Below are 18,008 nucleotides of genomic sequence, written 5' to 3' on the forward strand. Positions count from 1 at the left end.
AGCAAATTGATGCAATTTTAAGAATATTGACAGGAAAATTTCGTTTTATTAATATTTTTATAAAACTTTAAATAGGAGGTAAATTTTATGAATAAAGTAAAAATTATAGGAGAGCCCCTAAGAAATATTCCTTGGCAAGAAAAACCAAAGGGGTATGAAGGAATAATCTGGAGATATGATAAAAATCCTTTAACAAAATGGAATCCTACAAAAAGTATAGCAAGAATTTTTAATAGTGCTGTGGTTCCATATAATGGAGAATTTGTAGGGGTATTTAGAGGAGACCATAAGGATGGAAAGGCAAGATTACATGTAGGATGGAGCAAAGATGGGATAAATTGGGAGATAGAAGATAAGGAAATAATCTGGAAAGATGAGAATGGAAATATTTATCAGCCTAATTATGCTTATGATCCTAGAGTTCTTAAACTCGATGATAAATATTACATTACTTGGTGTACGGATTTTTATGGACCTACTATAGGGATTGGATACACGAAAGATTTCAAAGAATTTACAAGAATGGAAAATGCTTTTCTTCCTTATAATAGAAATGGTGTACTTTTTCCAAGAAAAATAAAGGGCAATTATATGATGCTTTCAAGACCTAGTGATACTGGACATACTCCCTTTGGAGACATATTTCTGAGTGAAAGTCCCGATTTAATATATTGGGGAAAACACAGAAGAGTTATGAGTAGAGGAGGATCTGGATGGTGGCAAAGTCTTAAAATTGGAGCAGGTCCTGTACCTATTGAAACCAGTGAGGGATGGCTTTTATTCTATCATGGGGTAGTTCTCACTTGTAATGGATACGTTTACAGTTTTGGTGCAGCAATTTTGGACTTAAATAATCCTTCCAAGGTTCTTTTTAGATCAAGAGATTATCTTTTGACTCCTGAAGAAGAGTATGAGACGGTAGGATTTGTTCCCAATGTGGTATTTCCTTGTGCCACATTAGTAGATGCAGAAACAGGAAGAGTCGCAATTTATTATGGATCTGCTGATACTTATGTTTCTTTAGCTTTTACTTATATTGATGATGTGATAAATTTTGTTAAAGAAAACTCTGAACTTGTTTCTGGAGATGGAGAAGAGGGAAGGGGATAGGTTTCTTTAAAAAATTTCCTAAATATGATATAATTTTTTAAAAAGTTAAAAGGGAAGGTGGGTTCCTATGAAAAAAGTTTTTCTCTTTTTCCTAATCCTCTCCCTCATTATAGTTCCTACTTATGCTGTTAACATCTTTGGAGTAAACTTTCCTTCTACAAAATTTGGAGGATATTTAGTTTTTGCTCCAAGAGCATATTATAGTCTTACTGCTCTTTCAGGATTTTATCAAGTCGGGTTGCCTATAAAAGAAGTTGAAGGATTATATGTAATGGTAGGACCAGAAGTCTTCTATGCATCCTATACTGGAATTAATGCGAGCTTTTTAGCTCTAGGTATTAATATAGATACTATATATCTTTTGAAACCATGGTCTTTTGATCTCTTCGGAAGAAAATGGTATCCTTCTTTAAATGCTGCTTTAAGTGTCGATATCTTAAGATTTGGTTTTGGAACTGATTATTCACATACTATAGAATCTATTGTAGATTTTGATCTATATTTAGGAATATATACTCCTTATGGTGGAAAAAATTCTTATTTGAATGTTTATTTTTGGATTTATCCAATAACTATTGGATTTAGTTTTGTGAGTTTCTAAGATTTTTGAAAAAGGAGAGGACATTCTAGTCCTCTCCTTAAATTTATATAACTTCCTCCAATTCCTTTAAGGAAAAAGATAATTCTCCAACTTCTCTTACTCTTATTTTAATTTTTGGATTTTCTCCTTTAATAGTTATTTCAAATTTTAATCTTTCTCCTAAGTTCCAATCAAGGGGAAAGCTTTTATTAAGATTGATTTCTCCATCTTCCATAGATATAGATTCTATTCTTAAAGGTATGACATAATTTGTTGCCTCAAAACTTATATAATTTTCTCCTCGAACAATGGATTTTTTATCAATCATCTGGATAAAATAGGAGAGGTAAGGATTTTGATACATAATTTTTCCTCCCTTCATTCTTTTTATAACTTTGTCAGGGAAATTAGAGATTATCCCAAAGATGTCCATCTTTAAGAGATAATCTATATTTTCTTCCTCATCAACAGTCCATGCTATAGTCTTATCTTTATATGGTACATATTCTTCATTAATGTAATGAAAATGAGGTTTTAGAAAATCTATTTCTTTAGCATAAATTGAAATATCCTTTGGAAAATGGACGTAAAGATAGGCAAATCTTATTTCAGGATAGGATTTTTTAGCATAAAATAGCTCTTTGTGCCAAAAGGATGAAATGATGAAATCTTTTAAATTAATTTTCTTTACAAGTTTTATAACATCTAAAAAATCCTGAGGATTTTTAACTTCTATATCTACAAATTTATTGTAAGATTTTATAAATTCTAGTGCTTTTTCTAAGTCAACTAAAGGTTCTCCCTGGATTGTAATATTTTTTATTTTTTCAAACTCAGTTCTTCTAATGTTTAAATCTATGCCTGTTAACCTTTTTAAATTCTCGTCATGACAAACTATGAGAATATTGTCCTTGGTTTTTTGAACATCTAATTCTATTCCATCCGCTCCCATTTCAATGGCAGATTTAAAGGCTTTTATAGTATTTTCAGGATTATAAATATTTCCTCTATGGCCTAATATAATCACAAAGATAGTATAATATAAAAAATTATTATTGGGAAAGAGGAGGTTTTAAAATGTTTTTTTATATCTTTATTTTTGTTTTTTTGATAAAAGAGATCTGGGAGCTAATTCTTAATATATGGAATAAAAAATATGCTACATCACCTAATTTAAAAATACCTGAAATATTTAAAGATAAAATAACAGAGGAAGATTTCGAAAAATCTAAGAACTATTTAAAAGATAGAACAAATTTAGGAATAATATCCCATATTGTTGATATTATTATCTCCATTGTCTTCATAATCTGGGGGTTTTCATATTTTGAAAAATTTGTTTCTTCTCTCTCAAAATCTTATATTATTCAAGGTCTTTTGTTTTTTGGAATCTTTTCTTTAATAAATTTTTTAATATCTATTCCTTTTAGTGTTTATTCTACCTTTGTAATAGAAGAAAAATATGGATTTAATAGTACAACTCCTAAAATTTTTATCACTGATATAATTAAATCCATAATAATATCTATAATCCTAGGTGTACCTATCCTTTCCTTACTTTTATGGATTATAAGTGTTGATCCCAATTGGTGGTGGAAATTTGCTCTTGTGGTGATTGTTTTTGAACTTTTTCTCTCTTGGTTATATCCTATGGTTATAGCTCCCATATTTAATAAGTTTTATCCTTTACAAGATGAAGAGTTGAAGAATAAAATTCTTTCTCTTTTAGAAAAGACAAGGTTTAAAATTTCTAAGATATTTGTTATGGATGCTTCAAGGAGAACAAAGAAAGTAAATGCCTATCTTACAGGAATTGGAAAGTCAAGAAGGGTGGTACTTTTTGATACCATATTGAATTATACTCATGATGAGATTTTAGCAGTTCTTGCACACGAGCTGGGGCATCATGTTAAAAGACATATTCCTAAAATGATAAGTTTAAGCATAGTTTTTTATATAGCATATATTTATTTCGTATTTCTTTTATATAAATCTCCACTAATATCCCAAACTTTTTCTGTGGAAAAGAGTTATTCTTTTATTGTTTATTCTTTTATTTTTGTATCCTCTATTTTATATTTTATTACTCCCCTTATAAATTTCTTCTCTCGTAAATTTGAATATTCTGCGGATAAATTTTCAAAAGAGCTTTTGGGGACAGGAGAGCCATTAGTAAGTGCTTTAAAAAGGTTAGTAAAGGAAAATTTAGCAAATCTTCATCCTTTGCCTTTATATAGAGTCTGGTATTATTCCCATCCCTCTCCTGAGGAGAGAATTTTAGCATTAATAAAGGAGTAAAGATTTATGAACTTGAAAATTGCTATTGCTCAAATTAATCCAACTATTGGTGATATAAAGGGAAATACAGAGAAAATTATTTCATATATAAATAAGGCTAGAAAAGAAAATTGTGATTTAATTGTTTTCCCTGAACTTTCTATATTAGGCTATCCTCCAAGGGATTTGCTTTTTAGAGCTGAACTTATGAGGAAAATAGATGAAGTTATTTATAAAAAAATCTTATTAGAAAGTAAGGATTTAGGGATTCTTCTGGGAGCTCCTTTATATAAAGATGGAAACATTTATAATTCCGCATTGTTATTTTATAAAGAGAAACTTTTTGGATATCAGTATAAAACTCTTCTACCAAGCTATGACGTTTTTGATGAAACAAGGTATTTTAAACCTGCAGAATATCGACACCCAATACTGTTTAAGGGAATAAATCTTGGTGTTACCATTTGTGAAGATATATGGAATGATAAAGATTATTGGAATAGAACAGTTTACGAAAAAGATCCAGTGGAAGAATTAATTTCCCAAGGAGCAGAGATAATAATTAATCTTTCTGCTTCTCCTTATTATTTTGGGAAAATGAGATTAAGGGTAGATATGCTAAGTTATATTGCAAAAAAATATAAAAGACCGATAGTTTATGTAAATCAAGTGGGAGGAAATGATGAATTAATATTTGATGGATCAAGTCTCGTAATAACAGAAGGGGGAAAAATTTATTGGGAAGGGAAGAATTTTGAGGAGGATTTTGGTATTATTGATTTTTCAAATTTATTTCCTGTAAGAGACGTAAACTCTATTAAGGAAGATATAGAAAGTATTTATAAAGCATTAATTCTTGGGATTAAGGATTACTTCTCAAAATTAGGATTTAAAAAAGCAGTTATTGGTTTAAGTGGAGGAATAGATTCCTCTGTTGTTGCATGCTTAGCAACTTACGCCTTAGGGGCAGAAAATGTTCTTGGAGTTTCCATGCCTTCGAGATATTCTTCAGAAGGAAGTGTAAAGGATGCAGAAATTTTAGCAAGAAATTTAGGAATTGAGTTTAGGATTATTCCCATAGAAAAAATTTTTAAATCATATCTTGAGACTTTGAATCCTAATGAAAGTCCCTTAATGGATCTTGCAGAGGAAAATATACAGGCAAGAATTAGAGGAAATATATTAATGTTTATATCCAATAGAGAGGGACATTTAGTTTTAACTACAGGGAATAAATCGGAATTAGCAGTGGGTTATTGTACTCTCTATGGGGATATGGCAGGAGGTTTGGCAGTTATTGGAGATCTACCTAAAATGATGGTTTATGAATTAGCAAGATTTATTAATAGAGAAAAGGAAATTATTCCCAGATCTATACTTACAAAGATTCCTTCCGCAGAATTAAGACCAAACCAAAAAGATGAGGATTCTTTACCACCCTATCCCATTTTGGATCAAATTCTTAAAGCATATATCGAAGATAATTTATCCATTGATGAGATTAAAAAAATGGGATTTGAGAAAGATTTAGTAGAAGAAGTTGTAAAGAAAATTGATAATGCAGAATATAAAAGAAGACAGGCACCTCCTGTTTTAAAGGTAACTACAAAAGCTTTTGGAATGGGGAGAAGAATGCCTATTGCTTGGAAAAAAGGTTGGTAGGTGTGATATAAATCACAGACAGAAAATTAAAAGACGATAAAATGAAAATGTAAAAATTAAAAAGGAGGACTCCAAAATAAATAAAATTTTAAAGATCCTAATAGTAAGTATTCTAAGCATTCTTATTATCTCTACAATAAATTTTGCACAAACTCGTCCATATGAAATAAAAAATCCTATAGATCTTTTTTCTTTCCTTCCCTGGATGAGTGGGGGTAGTGCCCGATTTATAGCCATGGGTGGCGCAGGAACAGCCCTTGCCAATGATGCCTCTTCTGTTGAGTATAATCCCGCAGGTCTTGCCTATGTGAGAAATATAAACTTAACTGCATTAGCATTGGGAGAAGTAAATAAAGAAGTTGTTGGATGGGAAAATGGTCAGCCTAAATATGAATATAGATTTAATTTCACACCTCTTTATGCAGCATTAGCTCTTTCCAATCTTTCTTTCGCATACAAAAAACCCTTTATACCACCTGTAATAGTAGGAAGAGCTGATGGAGGATATTGGACAAGTTATGCTCCTGACACCTATCCCATGAAATTTGATTGGTTTTCTGATGTAACGGATACATCAAAACTTGACACATTTTCCGTTGGTACAGGAACAAAATTTGGTCCTATAGCTCTTGGAGCTAATCTAACTTACATTAAAGGAGAAGTGTCAAGAAAGGTTGATGGAATTTGGTTTGGAAGTGGAAGATTTATTCCAGGAAGTGAATATGAAAATGATCCTTATAAAACTTATACTACTTGGGATTCTCAATTTCATTCCTACGATTGGGCAAGTATTGATGGATTTACAGTAGATTTAGGAGCAATTATAAATCTTGCTCTTTTAAAAGTAGGTTTAGTTTATAGAAATGCTTATAGTAGTATAAACTATACAAGAGACTATATGTGGCATGATGATTTTGTTTGGGGAAATCCTTATATTTGGGGAGACCAAAAGGGCAGATGGTGGACCTATGATCCTGCTTCTGAAATCTATTCAGGAATTAAACTTCCTTCATTCTTCAATTTAGGTGTTGCGGTAGATTTAGGAGCAATAAAATTAGTATTAGATTTAGACAACTTTGATGTAACTCATAATTTCAGTCAAGAAAATTGGAATAAGCCAGAAAGATGGAGATATGGAACCTTGCATGCAGGGGTAGAATTCTGGGTTCTTCCCATATTAGCATTAAGGGCAGGAGCCTATGGAAATATAAGATTGGAAGAACTTGATCCTATAAGGGCAGCAGAACTTGCAGTGAGAGGGATAACTTTATCTGTAGGTGCAGGTTTAAGTCTTCTTGGATTCTCCTTAGATGTTGCAGTTCTTGGCGATCAAATTCAAAATGTTACTCCTGATTTGTCTCATCTAAAATTTATTGCATCTGGATCTGCAAAATTCTAAAATTGTTAACCCACCCCTTCTCTTCTTCTAGCCGGGGCACCCCTCCCCGGCTTTTTATTTTATAATCTACAATACTTTTCCACAGCCCACATATAAAGCTTTATATTTTCTAAAGGAGTTCCTCCTGCAACACTTCCCGCAGTGCATTCTACAAAGTTTCCATCCTCTCCTAAAAACTTCATATCTCTTTTAACAATCTCAATAATGTCTTCAGGCTTACCGTTTCTTAATGTAAATGGAGGCATCTGTCCATAAATTTTGGCCTTTGGCATTGCTTTTCTTATCTCTTCAGGATGAATCTCAGGACCAAAGTTCACCTCATTTACTCCTAAATCATTTAAAATACTCATTAAATGTTTCATATTGCTATCAGAATGTTGATATCTTTTATGTTCCTTTAAGGGAGCAAACTCTTTAAATATCTTTTCCAAAAAAGGTGCACAGAATTTCAAGTATTTTTTGGGAGGAAAAAGAAAACAATTATCATCAGCAAAGGAATATCCAAATTCATTATTATCTGTTGCTTTTCTTAGTACTTTATTATATTCTATTAATTTCTGACATAAAATCTCAAAAAATTCTAATAAAATATCTTCTTCCTCCATCATAAAAATACATGTATTTTCCGTGCCTAATATGCTTGTTGCCATAGTTGCAGGTCCTCTACTAAAATTCCCGAGTTTTAATTTTTTTCCTGTTATTCTTTCATATTTTTCTTTTTTCTCCATAAAGTCTTCTGGAAGAGCAGATTTTTTCATATCTATCTTTTCCATATTTCTAATGAGTTCTTTCAAGTCTTCTACGTCTTCTACTTGAGACATAAGCCAAGGAGTTCCCCCTTCTGTAAGTACATATTTTGCTCCCATTAGAACTTCAAATCTATTAGGAGAAGGTGGTTCTACAGGATCTTCAGGATAGAATTTTCTTCCCAGAACTTTTTCTAATTTTTCATTAGCTTCTTTGTGAAGTCTTAATCTATATTCGTAATCGTTATAATATTTAACTGTGGATTCTACATTTAAAAATTCAAAGAGAAAATGGTCATCAAGCCAGTAAAAAATAGGAATTCTTGTCTTTTTATCAAAATTTTGTAAACAATAATCATTTTCTTCCCAGAATTTTTGAACATCAAATTTATCCAATTCGATGATCATAATTTTTCCTCCAAAGTTTTAAAATTTATCTATAACTACCTTAACTGCTTTCTTTTCTTCCATTAATTTTAATCCTTCGTTTATTTCTTTTAATGATATCCTATGAGTAATAAGAGGTGCAAATATATCTTGATGTTTTTCGATAAAGGAAACTGCTTCTTTAAAATGTTTTGTATCACTTACCCATATTCCCTGAATATTGATATTTTTTGAGGTGATTTCATATATATTAATGGGAATATCCTCTTGAGGGGTTGCCACTCCTACAATCAAATAAGTTCCTCCTTTTCTTAAAAGTTTAAGTCCTTCTTTTACTGCAATGCTTACTCCTGTTGCTTCTATGACCACATCTGCGCCTCTTCCTTGAGTTAATTCTAAAACCTTTTTAATTCTTTCTTCTTCTGTAAATCTGTATCTATCAAGAATTAAGTCTATTCCTATATTTTTGGCTCTACTAATTCTTTCTGAACTTCCTGTAATGAGAATTATATTTTCTGCTCCTTGATACCTTGCAAGAGATAAAGCAAAAATCCCAAGGGGTCCTCCTCCTTGAATGACTACAGTTTTGCCTAATAATGATTCTTTTATAGAATCAAGAGCATGAACTGCAGTAGAGCCAGAACATCCTGCAATTACCATAATTGAGGGATCTACATTGGGAGACAGTTTTAAAATATCTGTCTTTTCCTCTAATATTATATATTCACTATGAGATCCAAGAAGATAGGGATAATCTTTGCAAGATCTATTTATTCCATAAACCTTTCTATTTTCACATAAAGATGGTTCTTTTACAATCTTGCAATAAAAACATTCTCCACATACGATTCCTCTATTCCAAATTATTAAATCTCCTTTCTTTAAAATTTCTCCCTTCAAATCTTTCTTTTCCCCATTTATTTCTATGATTTCTCCTACTCCTTCGTGACCTAAAATCATAGGTAATTTTACCCTTGGATCCTTTCCTGAAATAATATGAATATCAGAACCACATATGCCTGACGCTAAGATTCTAACAAGAATCCCGTTTTTAGGGAGCTCTGGAATATCAAATTCTTTTAAAACAAGAGGTTTTCCAAATTCCTCGAGAATAGCAGATCTAGCTTTCATATTCTTCCCTTGGTCTTACAGGTTCTCTTATTTCAAACTTTAATTGGTTGTCTTTTTTATAAAAAACAATATATTTATTCCAATTAGGATTCTTAGGAAGAAATTCCATTACAGGAGGTTCAAATCTTTTAAATCTTAAATGAGGTCCTCTACTTTCATCTCTTATTAAAATAGCATTGAGGATTACCTCTGCAACATCTAACATATTTATGGTTTCATAATAATAAGACAATCCTTCTTCGTCTAGAGATATTCCTTCCTTTCTTAGCTCTTTAATTTCTGTTAAACCTTTTTTAATATCATCCTCAATTCTTACTAAAAATCCATATTGAGAAATTATATCTTTTATCTTCTTTCTTGCTATTTTAGCAGGAATACCCTTTGAAGGGATTTCTTCTTCAAGATCAGAGATTTCTATAAATTCTACCTTTTCCGCATAATCTATAGCTCTTTCTCCTGCAATTTTCCCAAATACTTGGGTATCTAAGAGGGAATTTCCACCCGGACGATTGGCACCATGCTGTCCTCCTGCACATTCTCCTACTGCAAATAGCCCTTTTAAATTCGTACTTGCATTCTCTTTTATCTTTACTCCGCCTTGAAAGTGTTGAAGGGCATTTTGGATGGGAAGTAGATCCTTTGAAAGATCTATATTATAATTTTTTAGCCATTCAATAATTTGAGGATTAATAATTTTTAATCTTTCATATGGAAGAGTATCTCTAAAAACTTCTTTTCCTATTTTCTCACTCCATTTTAAAATTTCTTCAGGAATATTTTCATAAGATAAATAGGAAGGATTCTCCATAAAATTCATGAATACCTTATGCCCTTTTTGAATATGAAAATAAATAGCAAGATCTATTACCTTTGTTGGAGATTCAAAAGAAACAGGCCAATGGGCACCTTTCTTAAACTCTAGAACACAAAGATTTTTCTTATCGTCTTCAGAAAGATAATCTAATAAGAACTCTCTTCCCTTTTCATCAACAATTTTTGGCAAAGCTCTAAACATACTTCCTGATTCTGCAAAAAGAATATTAGGATGGCATATGCCAATCTGCATAAACTCCATATTTACAAGCTCAGCTCCAGCTCTCAATGCCATTGCATAGCCATCTCCTGTCATCTCAGAAGTAAAGACATTTTGATAGTATAGTTCTCCTGCACCGCCAGTAGCTAAAATAAATGCCCTACCTTGAATAATAAATCTTTCTTGAGTATTAATATCTATAGCCTTTGCGCCTATAACTCTATCTTCTTTTAAAATAAAATCATAAACCATTAAATTTTCATAAATCTCAATCTTTGTTTCTTTTAATCTTCTTATTAATGCCTTGGAAATTTCTATAGAAGTATTTGGTCCCACATAACAGGCTCTGGGAAATTCAGATCCATCGGTAAGAAACTGGTCGATTCTTCCATCAGAGGTTTTTACAAAGGGAACTCCAAGGGATATCAGATAGTTAATTGCAGATTCACTATTTTTAGCTAAAATTTCTGCTAAATTATAATCAGAGACTTCACCTCCGATTCTATAAATATCCATAGCATGATAGAGATAATTTTTCTCCAGAGGCAAAGTATAGGATAAGGTAGCATGAAAAGCCATTCTATCGGAAAAGGCATTTGCAGTAACCCCACCTAGACCAATAGGTTTTTTAGATATAAGAACAGTTTTTAAATTAGGATTTTTCTCATAAGCAGAAAGAGCAGATCGAAGTCCCGCCCCTCCTGCTCCAATTACTATTACATCTCCCTTAATCCTTTTCATATTTTAACTCTCACTCCTTCCTCAGAAGATGTGTATCCTGCATAAATTACCTTTACAGTATCCTTTGCCAACTCAAAATCAGAAATAGGATCTCTATCATATAAAACACACTCTACAAAATCTCTCATCTCTTGGGGATAGCCTCTTATCCAATCCTCATCAGGAAAAGGGAAGTTCCATCCTCCTTTTGTCTCAATTTTTTCTGCAATATACTCATCACCCCAGATTTCAGAGGAGGGAGCGTAGGCTAATATGGTATTATTGGGAGTTATATTTCCGTAAAGAACTCCTTTGGAAGTAAAAACTTGTACAAGATTTTTTACTCCTCCAAGACTGGTATCACAAGAGAAAATTGCTCCCTTTGATCCATCTTCAAAGGTTATAATTAAGCAAGACCAATCCTCCTTCTCCTACTATATATAAGAAGGCTTCCTCCACTAATTGTTTCTTAAAATATTTCTCCATTTTCTGAAGAAAGGATTCTTATAGTTAAATCTATATAAAGCTTCCTCTATGCCAAGGAACGAGTATGTTAATAGGCTTTAAAAAGAAGAATATACAATTTCTTTGTATATTATAAAATTTGTTAATTTGTGTCAATATCTAATTTTTTCTAAATTTTCTCAACTATTTCATGGATCATTGGAAATAAGTTATTCCAAAAAGAGGGAGGATTTATTTTAAACTCCATAATTTCCTTTTTTATAGGATGTTCTAACTTTAGTTTAAAACAATGTAAAGCTATATAATCTTTTATAAATTTTCTCTTTGCATTGTATTTTTTATCTCCTAATATAGGATGACCTATATGAGAAAGCTGAACTCTTAACTGATGTTTTCTTCCTGTTTGTGGCAAAAGTAATACTAAACTAAGATTCTTAAATCTATTAAGAACTTTATAATAAGTTAAAGCCTCTTTGCTTTGGGGTACTAGATTATCAAAAATCTGAGTTTTATGTTTATTTTCATCCCAAGAAAGCCAATTTCTTAATTTCCCCTCTTCCTTTGCTATATTTCCTTCGCAAATAGCAAGATAAATTTTTTCTATTTTACGTTCCCTAAAGGATTCTGAAAGCCTTTTTGCAGATTTTGAAGTGCGAGCAAAAACAACGATTCCAGAAGTTACTCTATCTAAGCGATGAACAATCCCCAAAAATACATTTCCAGGCTTTTTATACTTTTCTTTGATATATCTTTTTGCAACTTCAATAAGAGTGGTTCTCTTTGTTGAATCTCCTTGTACTAAAATACCAGGCAATTTTTCCACTACCAAAAGATGGTTGTCTTCATAAATTATTCTTAGCTTAAAATCTAAAATTTCTGCCATTTCAATACTTCTGATAGCTCTTTTTTCTTTGGTCTTTGAGGAATTTCCTTGGGATATCCTACTGCTAATATAACCATAAGTTCTAAATTGTCTGGACAATTTACTAATTTTTTAACTTCTTCGGAATGAGGTTTTTTATATGAATTTATCCAGCAAGTTCCGAGACCATAGGCTTGAGCAGATATTATTATATTTTCCGCTGCTGCACAGGCATCTTCTAAAGCAAGCTCTGCATCTTTCTCACAAAAAATAAGAATTCCTGCTCCTGCCTCCTTTAGGAATCTTCCGTAAGTACAAATTTCTGCTAGTTTATCTTTTAACTCTTTATCAGTAACCACTAGAAAGGTCCATGGTTGTTTGTTATATCCCGAAGGTGCAAGTCTTGCACAGTCAATAAGGTCCTCTAGAATTTCTTTGGGAATCTCTTTGTCTAAATAACTTCTTATGCTAACTCTTGATTTAATAACATTTATCACTTCTTTCATAAAAACCTCCTTTTAAGATATTTTATTTCTTTAATACTTGATATATACCACATTTTAAATATAAGGATTCTGGATGGGATAAAAGAATAGGATGATCCTTTGCTTGATATCTAAAATCTATTAGTCTTAATATTCTATTAGCATCATAGCCTGCAGATTCAATTATATTTTGAAATATTTCTAGAGTTACATGCTGAGAACAAGAGCAAGTAATTAAAAATCCTCCATCTCTAATTATCTTCATGGCTCTTAGGTTTATTTCTTTATATCCTCTTATAGCATTTTCTAAATCTTTCTGGGATTTTGCAAAAGCAGGAGGATCAAGGATAACTACATCAAAAAACCTCCCTTCTTTTTGAAACTTTCTCAGAAGATCAAAAGCGTTTTCTTCAATAAATTCGACTTTATTTGAAAAACCGTTTATTTCTGTATTTTTCTTTGCAAGTTCTAAGGCAAAATTTGAAGAGTCTACAACTACTACTTTTTCTGCACCAAACTTTAAAGCATGAAGAGCAAAGGATCCTGTATAAGAAAAAACATCAAGAACCTCAGCACCATCCACTAATCCTCTTAAAGCAAGTCTATTTTCTCTTTGATCTAAGAAATATCCTGTTTTTTGTCCCTTTTCTATATCTACAATTATCTTTAATCCATTTTCTTCTATTTCTACTTGGGTATCAAAATTTCCTTTTAGAAATCCTTTTGTTTGAGGAAGTCCTTCCAATTCTCTTACAGGTACATCATTTCTTTCATATATTCCCCTAGGTTGAAAGAGTTCATCAAGAACTTCTACTATTGTTTCTTTAAATCTATCTATACCCAGGGAGAGAGTTTGAATTACTAGGACATCTTCAAATTTATCTACAATAAGACCAGGAATAAAATCTGCTTCCGCAAAAACTACTCTACAGGATCGAGTATCTACTAATTTTTTTCTATATTCCCATGCCTGAAGAATCCTATTTTTAAAAAAGTCCTTATCTATCTCTTCCTCTTTTCTTGATAATACCCTTACTCTTATTTTAGAATGAGGATTAATATATCCTTTCCCTAAAAAACTTTTACTGAAATCATAAATATCCACAATGTCTCCAGGAGAAATTTTTCCTTCAATTTTTAAAATTTCATTATCATAAATCCAAGGACTTCCACGAACAATTTTTTTGTGAATATTTCTTTTTAAAATAACTTTTGTTCTTTCTTTCATGTTTTAGAATTATATTTTCCACTAATTAAGTTTGATTATAACATTTAATTGCCACTCTCAAGAATAGAAATTTTATAATTTTTATGCTATTATTTGAGCTATGAAGTTCTTAGTTACTGGGGGCGCTGGTTTTATTGGATCCCACATTGTGGAAGAGCTGGTGAAAGAAGGGGGAAAGGTTATTGTTCTTGATAACCTTTCAACGGGAAAAGAAGAAAACTTAAATTTCATAAGGAACAAGATTATCTTTATAAAGGGCGATATAAGAGATTTAGAATTACTTTTATCCATTACAAAAAATGTTGATTATATATTCCATGAGGCTGCGCTAACTTCTGTTGTTGAATCTATAGAAAATCCAGAAAAATGTAATGAAGTAAATATAACAGGAACTTTAAGGGTATTTATAGCTGGATTGAAAAATCAAGTTAAGAGAATAATATATGCCTCTTCTTCAGCAGTATATGGAAATGACCCTATAACTCCTAAAAAAGAAGATATGAAATTAGAACCTATTTCTCCCTATGCCATAAGTAAATACGTGGGAGAACTTTATATGAAATTTTTCTATGAAATTTATAAGTTAGAAATAGTCTCTCTAAGGTATTTTAATGTATATGGACCAAGACAAGATCCAAACTCTCCCTATTCTGCAGTGATTCCTAAGTTTATAACTTCTCTTCTTAAAAAGGAACCCCCTACTATATATGGAGATGGAGAACAAACCAGAGACTTTATATTTGTAGAAGACGTGGTCTCTGCAAATATTCAAGCAATAAGAGGAAAAGGAATAGAGGGAAAAATATTTAATATCTCAAGTGGTAAAAGAATAAGTATTAAGGAACTTTTTCTTAAACTAAAGGAACTTATAAAAGTAGATGTGGAACCTATATATGCTCCTGAAAGGAGAGGAGAAGTAAGAGATTCCATGGGGGATATAACTTTAGCTAAAAAGCATCTTTCATGGACTCCTAAATTTTCTTTAGATGAGGGACTTAAAAAGACTATAGAGTGGTATAGAAAAATTATTTGAAATGCAATTAGGAGGTGTATTTTATGGTTTTTTTTGATTTACCCCTTTCTGAATTATGGAAGTATATGCCCGAAAGAGAAGAACCAAAAGACTTTGATAAATTTTGGATGGAAACTTTAGAAGAGTCTCACAAATTTTCCCTCGATCCTATTTTTGAAAAAGTAGATTTTGGACTTGAACTTGTGGATACTTATGATGTTACATTTTCTGGATATAAAGGACAAAGAATAAAAGGTTGGCTTATTCTTCCAAAGGAAAGAAAAAATAAAATTCCTGGAATTGTAGAGTATATTGGATATGGTGGGGGAAGAGGTTTTCCCACAGATTTTTTACTTTGGGCTAACTTAGGTATTGCCCATTTAGTAATGGATACAAGAGGACAAGGAAGTTCTTGGAGCCCTGGAGATACTCCTGATTATGATGATTCTCCCTTTGACCCCCAGTATTCTGGATTTATGACCCGAGGAATTCTCGATCCTAAAAAATACTACTACAGAAGAGTCTTTACTGACGCAGTAAGAGCAGTGGAAACTTTAATTGCATTCCCTGATGTTGATGAATCTAAAATTGGAATTACTGGAGGTAGTCAGGGGGGAGGGATCACTTTAGCTGTAGCAGGGCTTGCTTCCTATTTAAATATGGATATAAAAATCGCTATGCCTGATGTTCCCTTTCTTTGTCATTTTAGAAGAGCATTGGAAATAACCGATGGATATCCCTATCAAGAGATAGGTCAATATTTAAAAATCCATAGAAATCATGTAGATCAAGTTTTCAAAACTTTATCCTATTTTGATGGACTTAATTTTGCAGTAAGAGCAAAATCAAGAGCTCTTTTTTCTGTAGCACTTATGGATATGATTTGTCCTCCTTCTACAATCTTTGCAGTATATAACTACTACAAAGGAGAGAAGGAGATTAAAATTTATCCCTTTAATGGGCATGAAGGGGGAGGAAGTTTTCATACGTTAGAAAAAATAAAGTTTGTAAAAAGATATTTAAAATAAAGCCCTGGTAATTTTCCAGGGCTTTTTCTTTATTCTTCTTGCGGTTCTGGGTAATACGCAGAAAAAGCATGTTCTAAAGAATGCTGTAAAAAATTTGATACAGATTTCTAAGTTTGTAATTATAGCTTTTTCTATGGTTTTAGAGCATATAAATTATCTAAATTCTTTAATAACTTTTTCCATATATCTTATCCACTTATGTTCAGGAGCATCATAGAATATTTGCTCTCTTCTTTCTCCTGCTAATACCCAAAGATAATATATTTGATATCCTGGTGCAGCAACTACAGGATGATATCCTCTTTTTATTGTAAGTAGTGAGTTATCTTCTATTAAAAATAACTCATCTATATCTCTTTCTTCAGTAAATACTCTTTGAATTCCGAATCCCTGAGGAGGATATACTTTATAAAAGTATACTTCTTCCATCTTTATCTCTTCTGGATAATTTTCTCTATCATGTTTATGTGGTGGAAAACTAGACCAATTTCCAGGAGGATTTATAGTTTCTCCTACCAAAATTCTTTTTGCATTAATTCTTTTATCTATGATATCTTTTACGTCTCTTCTCCAATTTAAAACCCCTACATTTCTTATAATAACATCTTCGGGTTTTATTAATTTAACGTCTTCTTCAGTTTTCACTTTACTTTTACATAAAGCAACTTCTATTTCCTCTAAAGCTTCAATTTTGATATCCTTATTGTTGGGTATATAAAGGGAAAAAGCATTTCCCTCGAAAACATTTCTTCTTGAACCTAGAGAAGAAAACTCTATTCCATCTACTTTTACATTACATTTTCCAGATAAAATAACTAATCCAATTTCGTAATCCTTTGAATTAAAAGAATAATCATCTCCTTTTTCTCCTTTAAATATATCAAACTCAATATACTCCATATCCTTTTCCTTTACTAAGGAATTCAATCCCTTTTCTAAGGTTACCTTTTTGAACATTTTAAAAACCTCCTTATCTTGATTTTGCTCCATGATATATATTTTTCCATTGCTAGAAAAAACAAATAAAAAAATTTTCAATACTCACGGTAATAACTACATGAGGTAAGGATATAATTTAATAATTTTTTTGTCAAGAGAAAAAAGATTTAACTAAGTAGATAGGTATGGAGATAGGTACCAGTATAGTAATAGTAGAGAGAATAGAGAAGGAAGAGAGAAAGAAGAGGTAAAGAAAATAGAAAGGATTGAGGCTGCCCTCTCAATCCTTGATATAATTAAGAAATTGAACCTTTCCTTTTTCAGATCTCTTAATTACTCATCGATGATTTTTTATCTGATCTATCTAAGAAATCTCTTTTCTCTCCTAACAAAACTCCTTATTAAAGAGTGATATTTATATCCCATACTAGAGGCATTAAATAATAGAAAAAAAATAAACCCCCTGAGGGATTCCCCAGGGGGTAGAGGTATATTATAAATTTATTGATCTAATCTTAGATTACCAAAGCTTGATGGATTTTGCCAGTTAATATTTTCCATCTCATTCCATGCTATAATTCCAACCCTTGATCCTGAAGCATCTGCATCATTAACTTGAACATCAAATCCTATTACTTTTCCTGCCTCTAGCTTTACTTCTTTCATTTTAACCTGTGCTTCCACAATATATCCAAAATCTGTCTTCTTCGTAGCAGTTACAAACCGAGCAGAAGATGCATTGGTTCCAAAAGTTTGTACATTTTCAAAGTTTACTCTATATTGAGCATCATTAGAGTCGTAAGATAATCTCTTTGAGTTATCTTCATCTATAAATATTTCGAAGGAATCTTGTTCCCATGGATTAGCATTAGCCTTATTTAGTAGAGAGTCATATTTTTCAGCATATTCATAAATTCTTGTCTCATCCCATAATACCCTAAATT

At 31.6% G+C, this 18,008-nt stretch carries 17 protein-coding genes; 7 read left to right on the forward strand and 10 right to left on the reverse strand.

Translation table 11 applies throughout. The features are described from left to right. Positions 1–87: 87 nt before the first annotated feature. Together NZ841_01785 and NZ841_01790 are read left to right on the forward strand one after the other, a co-directional pair. Complete coding sequence (locus NZ841_01785) at positions 88–1,110, forward strand: glycoside hydrolase family 130 protein (GenBank protein ID MCS7201497.1); 1,023 nt, start codon at positions 88–90, stop codon at positions 1,108–1,110. A gap of 67 nt (positions 1,111–1,177) precedes the next feature. After that, a complete protein-coding gene (locus tag NZ841_01790) occupies positions 1,178–1,711 on the forward strand; it encodes a hypothetical protein (protein MCS7201498.1) in 534 nt (177 codons plus the stop codon). Between the two features lie 43 nt (positions 1,712–1,754). Here NZ841_01790 and NZ841_01795 read toward each other — a convergent pair whose 3' ends face one another. Then, positions 1,755–2,717 carry a glycerophosphodiester phosphodiesterase gene (locus NZ841_01795; GenBank protein MCS7201499.1) on the reverse strand — a complete coding sequence of 321 codons (963 nt, stop codon included), beginning with the start codon at positions 2,715–2,717 and terminating at the stop codon, positions 1,755–1,757. A 50-nt stretch (positions 2,718–2,767) separates the two neighbouring features. Between NZ841_01795 and NZ841_01800 the strand changes: the two genes are divergently transcribed. The 3 genes from NZ841_01800 (at position 2,768) to NZ841_01810 (ending at position 7,028) form a co-directional block, all read left to right on the forward strand. Continuing rightward, positions 2,768–3,988, forward strand: coding sequence for a M48 family metallopeptidase (locus NZ841_01800; GenBank protein MCS7201500.1), 1,221 nt, complete (start codon positions 2,768–2,770; stop codon positions 3,986–3,988). Positions 3,989–3,994: 6 nt separating this feature from the next. Next, entirely contained in the window at positions 3,995–5,629 is a 1,635-nt protein-coding gene (locus tag NZ841_01805; protein ID MCS7201501.1) for an NAD+ synthase, read from the forward strand. Between the two features lie 205 nt (positions 5,630–5,834). After that, on the forward strand, positions 5,835–7,028 hold the full coding sequence (locus NZ841_01810; GenBank protein MCS7201502.1) for a UPF0164 family protein: 1,194 nt from the start codon (positions 5,835–5,837) through the stop codon (positions 7,026–7,028). Between the two features lie 59 nt (positions 7,029–7,087). Here the strand turns inward: NZ841_01810 and NZ841_01815 are convergent, their stop codons facing one another. The 7 genes from NZ841_01815 to NZ841_01845 all read right to left on the reverse strand — a co-directional run bounded on the left by NZ841_01815 (position 7,088) and on the right by NZ841_01845 (position 14,085). After that, entirely contained in the window at positions 7,088–8,182 is a 1,095-nt protein-coding gene (locus NZ841_01815; protein MCS7201503.1) for a uroporphyrinogen decarboxylase family protein, read from the reverse strand. An 18-nt stretch (positions 8,183–8,200) separates the two neighbouring features. Further along, a complete protein-coding gene (locus NZ841_01820; GenBank protein MCS7201504.1) occupies positions 8,201–9,292 on the reverse strand; it encodes a zinc-binding dehydrogenase in 1,092 nt (363 codons plus the stop codon). Beyond that, positions 9,282–11,066: an FAD-binding protein gene (locus NZ841_01825; GenBank protein MCS7201505.1), complete on the reverse strand. Its 1,785-nt coding sequence runs from the start codon at positions 11,064–11,066 to the stop codon at positions 9,282–9,284. Before NZ841_01825 ends, NZ841_01820 begins: the two co-directional genes overlap by 11 nt. After that, on the reverse strand, positions 11,063–11,263 hold the full coding sequence (locus NZ841_01830) for a Gfo/Idh/MocA family oxidoreductase (protein ID MCS7201506.1): 201 nt from the start codon (positions 11,261–11,263) through the stop codon (positions 11,063–11,065). The genes NZ841_01825 and NZ841_01830 overlap by 4 nt, the downstream gene beginning before the upstream one ends. Positions 11,264–11,679: 416 nt before the next feature. Next, positions 11,680–12,393 (reverse strand): RluA family pseudouridine synthase, encoded by a 714-nt coding sequence (locus NZ841_01835; protein ID MCS7201507.1) that lies wholly within the window; start codon positions 12,391–12,393, stop codon positions 11,680–11,682. Further along, a complete protein-coding gene (locus NZ841_01840) occupies positions 12,378–12,878 on the reverse strand; it encodes a nitroreductase family protein (GenBank protein ID MCS7201508.1) in 501 nt (166 codons plus the stop codon). The genes NZ841_01835 and NZ841_01840 overlap by 16 nt, the downstream gene beginning before the upstream one ends. A 22-nt stretch (positions 12,879–12,900) precedes the next feature. Then, entirely contained in the window at positions 12,901–14,085 is a 1,185-nt protein-coding gene (locus tag NZ841_01845; GenBank protein MCS7201509.1) for a class I SAM-dependent rRNA methyltransferase, read from the reverse strand. A 100-nt stretch (positions 14,086–14,185) separates the two neighbouring features. Between NZ841_01845 and NZ841_01850 the strand changes: the two genes are divergently transcribed. Then, positions 14,186–15,118, forward strand: a complete 933-nt coding sequence (locus NZ841_01850) for an SDR family oxidoreductase (GenBank protein MCS7201510.1) — start codon at positions 14,186–14,188, stop codon at positions 15,116–15,118. Positions 15,119–15,141: 23 nt separating this feature from the next. Next, on the forward strand, positions 15,142–16,125 hold the full coding sequence (locus NZ841_01855; GenBank protein MCS7201511.1) for an acetylxylan esterase: 984 nt from the start codon (positions 15,142–15,144) through the stop codon (positions 16,123–16,125). A gap of 153 nt (positions 16,126–16,278) precedes the next feature. Here the strand turns inward: NZ841_01855 and iolB are convergent, their stop codons facing one another. Together iolB and NZ841_01865 are read right to left on the reverse strand one after the other, a co-directional pair. Then, positions 16,279–17,082, reverse strand: a complete 804-nt coding sequence (gene iolB / locus NZ841_01860) for a 5-deoxy-glucuronate isomerase (GenBank protein ID MCS7201512.1) — start codon at positions 17,080–17,082, stop codon at positions 16,279–16,281. A 483-nt stretch (positions 17,083–17,565) separates the two neighbouring features. Continuing rightward, positions 17,566–18,008 (reverse strand): 1,4-beta-xylanase (locus tag NZ841_01865; GenBank protein MCS7201513.1); only part of this gene is annotated, 443 nt, incomplete at its 5' end.

The sequence above is a fragment of the Dictyoglomus sp. genome (genome assembly GCA_025060475.1).
Classification (GTDB): domain Bacteria; phylum Dictyoglomota; class Dictyoglomia; order Dictyoglomales; family Dictyoglomaceae; genus NZ13-RE01.